Raw genomic sequence first — 10,007 nt, 5'->3', positions numbered from 1 at the left:
GCATGTGGGATTTCCAAAACAACCAGGAGGTTGGCTTAGAAGCAGCCATCCTTTAAAGAAAGCGTAACAGCTCACTGGTCTAAATAAGAGATCCTGCGGCGAAAATGTAACGGGGCTCAAGATACGTACCGAAGCTTAGGGTTTGGATCTTTTGATCCAAGCGGTAGCGGAGCGTTCCGTAGGCCGATGAAGCGGGAGGGTAACCGACCGTGGAGGTATCGGAAGTGCGAATGCTGACATGAGTAGCGATAAAGAGGGTGAGATGCCCTCTCGCCGAAATCCCAAGGGTTCCTGCTTAAAGCTAATCTGAGCAGGGTAAGCCGGCCCCTAAGACGAGCCCGAAGGGGGTAGTCGATGGGAACCACGTTAATATTCGTGGGCCTGGAGGTGTGTGACGGATGGCGTAAGTTGTCAGGCCTTATTGGATTGGTCTGGCTTCGAAGTTGTCCCAGGAAATAGCCCCTCCGTATAGACCGTACCCTAAACCGACACAGGTGGGATGGTAGAGTATACCAAGGCGCTTGAGAGAAGTGTACTGAAGGAACTCGGCAAATTACCTCCGTAACTTCGGGAGAAGGAGGCCCTACATGCGGGCAACCGTGTGTAGGGGGCACAAGCCAGGGGGTAGCGACTGTTTAGCAAAAACACAGGGCTCTGCTAAGTCGGCTTCAAGACGACGTATAGGGCCTGACGCCTGCCCGGTGCTGGAAGGTTAAGAGGAGGAGTGCAAGCTCTGAATTGAAGCCCCAGTAAACGGCGGCCGTAACTATAACGGTCCTAAGGTAGCGAAATTCCTTGTCGGGTAAGTTCCGACCTGCACGAATGGCGTAACGACTTCCCCACTGTCTCCAGTACATGCTCAGCGAAATTGAATTCTCCGTGAAGATGCGGAGTACCCGCGGTTAGACGGAAAGACCCCGTGCACCTTTACTGCAGCTTCAGAGTGGCATTAGGAAAGAACTGTGTAGCATAGGTGGGAGGCTTTGAAGCGACGGCGCCAGCTGTCGTGGAGCCATAGGTGAAATACCACCCTGTTGTTTTCTGATGTCTAACCTCGCACCGTTATCCGGTGCAGGGACCCTCTGTGGCGGGTAGTTTGACTGGGGCGGTCGCCTCCTAAAGAGTAACGGAGGCGCGCGATGGTGAGCTCAGGACGGTTGGAAACCGTCTGTTAGAGTGCAATGGCATAAGCTCGCCTGACTGCGAGACTGACGAGTCGAGCAGAGACGAAAGTCGGTCATAGTGATCCGGTGGTCCCTCGTGGAAGGGCCATCGCTCAACGGATAAAAGGTACGCCGGGGATAACAGGCTGATGATTCCCAAGAGCTCATATCGACGGAATCGTTTGGCACCTCGATGTCGGCTCATCACATCCTGGGGCTGGAGCAGGTCCCAAGGGTTTGGCTGTTCGCCAATTAAAGTGGTACGTGAGCTGGGTTCAGAACGTCGCGAGACAGTTTGGTCCCTATCTGCCGTGGGCGTCGATAATTGAGAGGAGTTGACCCTAGTACGAGAGGACCGGGTTGAACATACCTCTGGTGTACCTGTCATTCCGCCAGGAGTGCAGCAGGGTAGCTATGTATGGACGGGATAACCGCTGAAAGCATCTAAGCGGGAAGCCTCCCTCAAGATAAGTTATCATCGAGTCGTGGAAGACCACCACGTTGATAGGCCGGGTGTGGAAGTGCAGTAATGCATGGAGCTAACCGGTCCTAATCACTCTGTTCGCGCTTGAGAGTTCCACCATCAATGACAACATTGGTGTAAGGATGATTAAGCCGGATATTCGCCAAGAATAATCGTCTTCAAAATCTGAATGTATAACCGCATCGATTAAAAACCATATGCACCTGCTTCATTGCTTGGTGGCCATAGCGTCAGTGCCCCACCCGATCCCATCTCGAACTCGGCCGTGAAACCTGACTGCGCCGATGGTACTACCGCTTAAGCGTTGGAAGAGTAGGGCGTCGCCAGGCATTGAAGCCGGTGCATATGGAAAAACCCATTCATGATCGTCGAACAACCGCCCCCGGCAATATGCTGCGGGCGGTTTTCGGCCCTCTAGGGCTCAGCCCTCAAAAGGGCTCAGTTGGTGGCGCGGGATGGAGCAGCCCGGTAGCTCGTCAGGCTCATAACCTGAAGGTCGCAGGTTCAAATCCTGCTCCCGCAACCAGCAGAATTGCTCAATGAGCACAGCGAGTTTAGCAATTCGCTGCCCCGGACCTGATCCGGGGCCCATCTCCAAACCTCGCACACCACACAAAACCCGCACCAACAACAACCACCAGCCCCGAAAGCACCCAGCTTCCGGGGCCACCACGCGTCTCACTCAATCCTCACCACACACCGCTATCACCTCAATCTCCAATAACAATTCTGGCAATGCCAAGGCCAGGGTGGTGGTCCTCAGGCAAATCTCAGCTGTCGCGTTCCTGCACGCGGGCCAGCGGAACCTTGACCTCGAACACCAGACCCGAGGGCTGTGGTTCGACGTGGGTCCGGGCGTCGAGTTCGTAGCGTAGCGCCGAATGCAGCACGTCCTGCGCCAGGCTGTCGAGTGCGACATCGGGATCGCCAAGGCCCTGGGCTTGCACCGTCCAGGTGAGGCGCAGCTGCGGTTCAGCAGACGGATCGGCGGACCCCGGCGCCCCGTCCGGCTCGATCGCCCAGCTGATCGCAAGCGCGAAAGGCGCGTCGTCGATCCGCCCGTGCGCCACCAGATGGCTCGCCAGCTCGTGCACCGCGAGGCCGAGCAGGTTCGAACCCTTGATCCCCAGCATCACGTCCGGTCCATCCACGCTGACCTGGCTTTCATCCTGCAGATGGTGGAGCAGCAGCTCGTCGAACACGATTTCGCGCAGGTTCACCAGGCCGGTGGGCGAATGTGTCGAGAGCGACTGGGTGCGCGCAAAGGCGTTGATCCGCCCCTCGAACTTGAGCAGGAATTCCTCGGTCGTCGCGCAATGGTCCGCGGTCCGCCGGGCCAGCGCACGCACAACACCCAGCATGTTGCGCACACGGTGCTGCAGTTCGGCGAGCAGGCTGCGCTCCTGGTCGCGCAGCCGCCGGATATCATCGACATCGGTCGAGGTGCCTAGCCACTCCAGGATCATGCCATTCTCGCCCAGTACCGGCGCTGCGCGGGTCTTGTGCCAGTAATAACGCTGCTCGCGGCTGTTGAGCACCCGAAACTCGACCTCGAAGCTGTGATGGTCCGATGCCGTCCGCCACGCGGTCCTAGCGGTCTGCCTGTCATCGGGATGGACAGCCTCCAACCATCCCTCGCCGAGATAATCGTCTTGCTCCTGCCCGGTGAAGTCCTGCCATTGCGGTCCGGCCCATATCCAGCTCCCGTCACGGCTGGCGCGCCAGACCAGCAGCGGCAATGTGTCGATGACCTGATGAAGGGTTTGCAGCGGGCCTGACCAGCTAGAGGGCATAGTCATTCTCCTTTTCGGGCGCCGATCCGCCATCATCGTCACAGATCTTGAGATAGCCGCTGTCGAACAGCGCGACGCGCTTGAGCTGCGGCAGATCGAAGATCGTCAGCGTCCGGTGCTCGAGCTGGACCAGGCCCTCGCGGCGCAGGTCCTGCAGCGTACGGTTGACGTACACCGGCGTCATTCCCAGCGCCTCGGCAAGCTCGATCTGGGTGAGCGGGAAGGCGCAGCACCTGCCTTGGGTGAGCTGCGCCTGATGCTGGCGGAGATACAGCTCGCACATGAGATGCGCCATACGTTCGCGCGCGGTGCGCTGGCCCAGCGATGTCGACCATTCGCGCTGGATCGCGGCGGTGACGTGGATGTCGCACCACAGCGCCTTTTCCAGGCTGGAATGCTCGCGGCGAGCGATATCGAGAAAGTCGTTGTCGAGCCTGGCCAGAGTTACCCCGGTCAAAGCGGCGATGCTGTGGTCCATAGAACTGGCCATGAAGCCGTTGATGTCGAACAGGTCGCCGGGAATCAGCATCGAAAGAATCTGCCTGCGCCCGTCCTCCAGCGTCTTGTAGCGGATCGCCCAGCCCTGGATCAGGATGTGCATCGGCCCGGTGCAATCGCCCTGGCGGAGAAGATCCGCCCTGGCGGGGACTTCGCGCAGATTGCGACCGGCAAGCTCTGCCAGCCAGTGCTCGGCGGGGTCCTGCAGCTCCTCGAACCCGCGCAGCTTGTGGGTTATGTGCGGTGTCAACGCATTGGCTCCGATATTGCGGTACGCTGGAACCTACGCACATATCGCGAGTATGTTGCCCATGGGGCAACGCCTTCATGTGCTGCCCTGTGTTCGTTCGATAGTTCAGGTGGTGCATGATGAGCCAGTCCTTGCACGGATGCCGCGTTCTTCTGGTGGAAGACGATTTTCTGATCGCCGACGACTTCCTGCGCCGGCTGCACAGCGCAGGCGCTGAGGTTATCGGGCCTGCCGCAACGCTCGATGGCGCGATGGCGCTGTACGAATCGTGCGGAAGGGTCGACTTCGTTGTGCTCGACATAAACCTGCGCGGTACGACGGTGTTTCCGCTCGCCGCGCGGCTGCGCGCCGACGACGTCCCGTTCCTGTTCTGCACCGGTTATGGCGAAGAGGTGATCGATGGCAGTTTCCAAAACGTCCAGCGCTTCGAAAAACCGATATCGCAGCATGGCTTTGCCCGGATGGTCGATCTGATTTCTCGGCTGACGATCGCGCGTGACCAGCCACGCGAAGGTATGATGCGCTGATCGCTGGGCAACGCCGATGCCTGCCGGGATCAACCGGTCCGGGCGACCGCGAGCACCACATCCTGCGCGGCTGAGCCGACCAGCACCGCCAGATCGCCATTGGAGCTGGTCTGGTGCTGGCTCGATTCGCATTCTCCGCTGATCGGATTGAACCTGGTGACGCGGTAGATTCCAGGCTGCAGCGCCGCGATGTCCAGCGTTATCGCGATGCCGCAGGCGTGCTGATCGGGCATCAGGCTGACCACCGCCTGGGTGCCGTCGCCGCAGCCCGTGGCCAGCCCCTTGAAATCATGTACCGTCAGCCGGGTACCGAGCGGTTCGCGGCGAAAGCGCGGCCAGTCGATCAGGTGCAGGAAATCGCCCAGCACCTTCTGAGAGTCGTACATCCCCTGGGTCAGCACATGCGGGTGGCGGTTGGGCCAGCGCATGCCACCGCCCGCACCGCCGCTTGCCAGATGCGCCCATTGCATACGCCGGAAATAGCGGGTGTCGAACGCGTCCGGCAACGTGATGTGGCGATCCTTGAAGGCGTGGATCGGGCCATGCTCGGTGTCGAGCAGGGGGCGGTCGGCAGGGCAGTGATGCAGCGCCTCGGTCATCAGCCGCGCGGTGGCCCTGGCCGGGCTCAGGGTGTCGCGCGGATCGTCGATCGTGCCCTTCTCGTAAAGATGCACACTGGCAAAATCGAGCGCCGGGTGGCGAAAGACGATCTCGGCAAGCTGTGGCCGGGCCTTGAGCGCGGGGCCGAACACCGACACGGTCTGCAGATGGCAGCGGCCGTGCGCGGCCATCTCTTCGGCGCGCAGCGCTGCCGAGATGTCGCTGATGAACGCATGGCAGGTGGCGATGTCGCCCCCGGCATAATTGGTGTCGATCTCGTTCCACAGATCCCAGCCGAAGATCGCGCCGCTGTGTCCCCAGCGGCGGGTCGCGAAGGCCAGGCGGTTCTTGATCGCCATGCGCGTGTCGGGGCAGGTGAACATCTGCCCGATTGTGCCGCAGGGCCCACCATTCGCGCGCGAATAGGGATGCGTGCGCCACCGTCGCGCCATGAAGAAGGTATCGAACGGGGTGAGCAGATAGCGGATGCCGTACAGCTCTCCCAGCGCGATCAGGTCATCCCACAGCTGCACCATCGCGGGCGCAAACTGGCCGCAACGGCTTTCGAAATGGCGGTGGCGCACCTGGTTGTAGTCGAGCATCAGCCGCAGGCAGGTCACGCCCGAATCGCGCAACCTTGCAAAGTGCCGCTCCACCACCGCCGGGTCGCGGCGGCGGTAGAGCAAGGCAAGGTTGGGCCAGGTGATCGCCTCGTTATAGCCCACCGGGGTCCAGCTTCGTCCCCCCTCGGACTCGAAATAGGGCGCACGTTGGGCGCAGCCTATCCAGTCCTGCACCGGAGACGGCACCGCCAGACTTTTCATATGGGCATGGCCAGCAGCGGTCCCGAATCTCATTCGGCCGCTACCACGCCCAGCCCGGCCAGCGCATCGAGCCGCCAGCGCGCATCGAGCCTGCGCCAGGTGGCCAGCGCCTGGCCCACGATCTGGTCCATGTTGTAATAGCGATAGGTGGCGAGCCGACCGACGAAGGTCACGTTCTCGCAATCGCCGGCTAGCCTGGAATACTGTCGGTACATGTCCTGCGCTGCGGGATTGGGAATGGGGTAATAAGGATCTCCCTCGTCGGCGGGATATTCGCGGGTGATGCTGGTCCTGGCCGCCTGCTGCCCGGTGAGGTGCTTGTACTCGGTGATCCGGGTATAGGGCGTGTCGTAATCGGGATAATTGACCACCGCGACCGGCTGTGCCTGTGCGCAATCAAGCGTCTCGTGCTCGAAGCGCAGCGAACGATAGGGCAGCCTGCCCAGCCGGTGATGGAAATATTCGTCGATCGGCCCGGTCCACACGACATGATCCCAGCTCAGCTCCATCGGTAGATCTGCATATCCTTGCCCCGTCATCACCTCGATAGAGGGGTGATCGAGCATGGCGCTGAACATGGCGGTATAGCCCTTGTCCGGCATGCACTGGTAGCGATCGGTGAAATAGCGGTCGTCGCAGCTGGTCCGCGCAGGCACCCGCGCGGCGACGGACTTGTCGAGCTGGCTCGGGTCCACGCCCCATTGCTTGCGGGTATAGCCCTCGAAGAACCTGGCATACAGATCCTCGCCCACCTGCGAGACCACGGTATCGCGCGAATTTCGGATATCGCCGACATCGACCGCGACCGAGCGCAGATACTCGGCCGCAGCCTCGTCATCCTGCAGGTTCAGGCCATGGAGCATGTTGAGCGTCGTCCGGTTGATCGGCATGGGAACCAGCTGGTCGTCGACCGCTGCCAGCACGCGGTGTTCATAGGGAATCCATCCGGTAAAGCGCGTGAGATAATCGAGGATGTCGCCGCTGTTGGTGTGGAAGATATGCGGCCCGTATCTGTGCACCAATATTCCGGCGTCGTCATGATGGTCATAGGCGTTGCCCGCGATATGGTCGCGCTTGTCGATCACCAGCACGGTCTTGCCCGAGCCCCTGGCCATCCGCTCGGCCATCACCGCGCCGGCAAAGCCTGCGCCGACCACCAGCACGTCGTAATGCCTGCGCCCGGGAAGCCGTGTCGCGGCAACATCCGCAGTGGACCGCTGCGCCCCCTGCCGGGCAGCAAGGGCGTCGGTGATTCTGGCCGCGATGCGCGCGGCGATGCCGTCCCAGCTCTTGTCGGCAAGGCAGGCCTGCGCCTCCTCGCGCCACTGGGCGCGGACGTGGCCGGGCGCGCCGAGCAGAGTTTCGCACGCCCCGACCGATTCGCTCGCGGTCCCGGCAATGCGGACGCTGCCCAGCCTTCCAAAAGTGTCGACCACGTCGCGGATCGGGGTGGATACCACCGGTAGCCCGCACGCCATGTATTCGGGCGTCTTGGTCGGGCTGATGAAGCGGGTCGAGGCGTTGAGCGCAAAGGGCATCAGCGCGATGTCCCAATGGATGGCATAGGCTGGCAGATCGGCATAATCGCGTCCACCCAGCCAGTGGATATTGGCTGCGCGGGGCAGGTCGTCCTGCGAGATCTTGACCACCGGGCCGATCATCACGAACGACCAGGCCGGGCGCATCCGCGCCATTTCGGCCAGCAGGCCAAGATCCATGCGTTCGTCGATGACACCGTAAAAGCCCAGCCGTGGCCGCGCCAGCAGGGCCTGGTCGTCGGGATCAGCGGTAACTGAAGGGTCGGCTGCGAAATGCTGGATGTCCACGCCCGAAGGCAGGCACATCAGGTCAGGATGACGCTCGCGCCGTGCCTCGTACAGGCTGCGTCCTCCGCACAGCGCGATATCCGCCCGCTCGAGCAGCAGCGCCTCGCGTTCGGCGATGCCATCGGGCGCGAAGGCGAAGTTGGCGAGCTCGTCCATGCAGTCATAGACCAGCAGATCGCTGTGCACCTGTTCGCCGAACGCCAGCATCATCGGGGTGTAGTACCAGAATATGTGCGGGGCGGCGTGGCGGGTCATCTCCATCCGCAGCAGAACGGCCAGCGCCTCGGTGGTCTGCTGCGCGTCGAGCGATTGCGGGATGACCGGGATCAGCCGGGTCACGCCCTCGTGCGGCCGGGTCCGCTCGAGCGTCGGCGCGAGGCAATCGGCATCGACGCGGGGCTCCTCCCAATAGACGATGTCGAAGCCCTGCGAGAGCCGCGTCATGATGTGCTGCGGCCGCTGGAACACCAGATCCCAGCGCAGATGCGAGAAGCAGACGATTACCGGGCGGGTCGAGGGAACAGGGGTGTTGCTGTGCTGGAACGGGCGGTGCATCGGGGGACTCCGGAACGGACGTGCGGCCTGGATCGGGGAAACCCAGCGCGCACAGATGGGGAAGGATCCGGCGTCTAGCGCGTGGTCGGGGGTTGCGGTCTTACATAGGTGAGGCAACCGCCGGCTTTTAAATTCCTGCCGGATTGACCCATGTTATGGGTGGGGCTCGGCGCATGGCTCAGCCTTGCAGCGGCATGGAGCGGATCATCCGCTCCGGCCCCTGCAAGGAGTACAGCAAATGACCTCGATTTTCGGAATGGCGCTCTTGCCGCTGTGGATCATGGGCGCGCCGCTGGTCGGTGTGCTGCTCAGCCTGGCGCTGCCAGCCCCCCGCACCAACACCATACCGCGTGCGCGTCGCAGGGATCACGACGTGATCGCTCCGACGGCTTATCCGCGCGCCTGATCCCGCAGCGCGCAACCCGGCGCAGGCATCGAGAGTAAAATCGAGCGAGCGGGCGGCATCGGGGGGAGGCCCACGATGCCGCCCGCCGCGCACGATGCGCCCGTTGCCCAACACAAGGACCGAACCATGACCGACACCATCGCAAAACTGGACGAAGCGCAGCTGCCCGGCCTCGAGGCCAGGCTGGACCCCAAGCCCGAATGGCAGCCGCGTTATCCCGGATCGGGGCGGCTCAAGGGCAAGGTGGCGATCGTCACCGGCGGCGATAGCGGCATTGGCCGCGCGGTCGCAGTGCTGTTCGCGCGCGAAGGCGCCGATCTCGTCATCTCGCATCTGGAAGAGGATGAAGACGCGCAGGACACCGCGCGCATGGTCGAGGCGGAAGGTGCGAGGGCAGTGACCATCGCGGGCGATATCGGCGATCGCGCGCAGGCTGCCCGGATCGTCGATCTGGCGATCAGCAGCTTTGGGAAGCTCGACATCCTGGTCAACAACGCAGGCGAGCAGCACCCCGACGAGGATGTGACAGACATCTCCGACCAGCAGCTCAAGCGGACCTTCCAGACCAATGTCTATGGCATGTTCTACATGGTGCAGGAGGCGATGCCGCATCTCCAGGCGGGGGCGGCAATCATCAACTGCACCTCGGTGACGATGTACAAGGGCGCGGACGATCTGCTCGACTATTCATCCACCAAGGGCGCGATCACCGCTTTCACCCGCAGCCTCAGCCAGAATCTGGCCGACAAGGGCATCCGCGTCAACGGCGTCGCGCCGGGCCCGATCTGGACCCCGCTCAACCCTTGTGGCGGCGCGAGCGAGGAGAAACTCGAGCACTTCGGCGAATCCACTCCGATGGGCCGCCCAGGCCAGCCCAACGAGGTTGCCCCGTGCTTCCTGTTCCTGGCCTGCGAGGATTCCAGCTACATGAGCGGACAGGTGCTGCACCCCAATGGCGGCGTGGTGGTGGGAAGCTGAACGCTTCGGGGGCCTGGCGAGAGCAGCATGATCGCTGCCTCAGGCGGCAGCAGGAATGGACGGCCTTCGGGGCTTTCTCTCTCGGTTCGTCGCACGCAGGCGC

At 62.3% G+C, this 10,007-nt stretch carries 7 protein-coding genes, 1 tRNA gene and 2 rRNA genes (1 of these 10 only partly in view); 6 read left to right on the top strand and 4 right to left on the bottom strand.

The features are described from left to right. From BSY18_RS15330 to BSY18_RS15320, 3 genes are all read left to right on the top strand, one after another. Positions 1 to 1,736 (top strand): 23S ribosomal RNA (locus BSY18_RS15330) (it extends 1,056 nt beyond the left edge of the window). A 125-nt stretch (positions 1,737 to 1,861) separates the two neighbouring features. Then, positions 1,862 to 1,976: ribosomal RNA gene (rrf, locus tag BSY18_RS15325) — 5S ribosomal RNA — on the top strand. Positions 1,977 to 2,096: 120 nt separating this feature from the next. Further along, positions 2,097 to 2,173: transfer RNA gene (locus BSY18_RS15320), tRNA-Met, on the top strand. A gap of 244 nt (positions 2,174 to 2,417) precedes the next feature. On the opposite strand, the gene BSY18_RS15315 is transcribed toward BSY18_RS15320, so the two are convergent. Further along, positions 2,418 to 3,446, bottom strand: a complete 1,029-nt coding sequence (locus BSY18_RS15315; protein WP_171900249.1) for an HWE histidine kinase domain-containing protein — start codon at positions 3,444 to 3,446, stop codon at positions 2,418 to 2,420. Then, positions 3,430 to 4,188, bottom strand: a complete 759-nt coding sequence (locus tag BSY18_RS15310) for a Crp/Fnr family transcriptional regulator (RefSeq protein ID WP_083231492.1) — start codon at positions 4,186 to 4,188, stop codon at positions 3,430 to 3,432. Before BSY18_RS15310 ends, BSY18_RS15315 begins: the two co-directional genes overlap by 17 nt. Positions 4,189 to 4,304: 116 nt before the next feature. Between BSY18_RS15310 and BSY18_RS15305 the strand changes: the two genes are divergently transcribed. Then, the gene (locus tag BSY18_RS15305) at positions 4,305 to 4,715 is read left to right on the top strand and encodes a response regulator (RefSeq protein WP_069051081.1); all 411 of its coding nucleotides are present in this window, start codon (positions 4,305 to 4,307) and stop codon (positions 4,713 to 4,715) included. Positions 4,716 to 4,744: 29 nt separating this feature from the next. Here the strand turns inward: BSY18_RS15305 and BSY18_RS15300 are convergent, their stop codons facing one another. Further along, positions 4,745 to 6,139 carry a hypothetical protein gene (locus BSY18_RS15300; RefSeq protein WP_150126304.1) on the bottom strand — a complete coding sequence of 465 codons (1,395 nt, stop codon included), beginning with the start codon at positions 6,137 to 6,139 and terminating at the stop codon, positions 4,745 to 4,747. 29 nt (positions 6,140 to 6,168) lie between these two features. After that, entirely contained in the window at positions 6,169 to 8,520 is a 2,352-nt protein-coding gene (gene glf / locus BSY18_RS15295; protein ID WP_069051080.1) for a UDP-galactopyranose mutase, read from the bottom strand. A 238-nt stretch (positions 8,521 to 8,758) separates the two neighbouring features. Here glf and BSY18_RS21295 point away from each other — a divergent pair, with 238 nt between their 5' ends. Both BSY18_RS21295 and BSY18_RS15290 read left to right on the top strand, forming a co-directional pair. After that, positions 8,759 to 8,926: a hypothetical protein gene (locus BSY18_RS21295; RefSeq protein ID WP_156318030.1), complete on the top strand. Its 168-nt coding sequence runs from the start codon at positions 8,759 to 8,761 to the stop codon at positions 8,924 to 8,926. Between the two features lie 126 nt (positions 8,927 to 9,052). Beyond that, entirely contained in the window at positions 9,053 to 9,904 is an 852-nt protein-coding gene (locus BSY18_RS15290) for a glucose 1-dehydrogenase (protein WP_069051955.1), read from the top strand. Positions 9,905 to 10,007: the final 103 nt, after the last annotated feature.

Source organism: Blastomonas sp. RAC04, from assembly GCF_001713435.1.
Classification (GTDB): Bacteria; Pseudomonadota; Alphaproteobacteria; order Sphingomonadales; family Sphingomonadaceae; genus Blastomonas; species Blastomonas fulva.
This window is presented reverse-complemented; position numbering and strand designations above follow the sequence as displayed.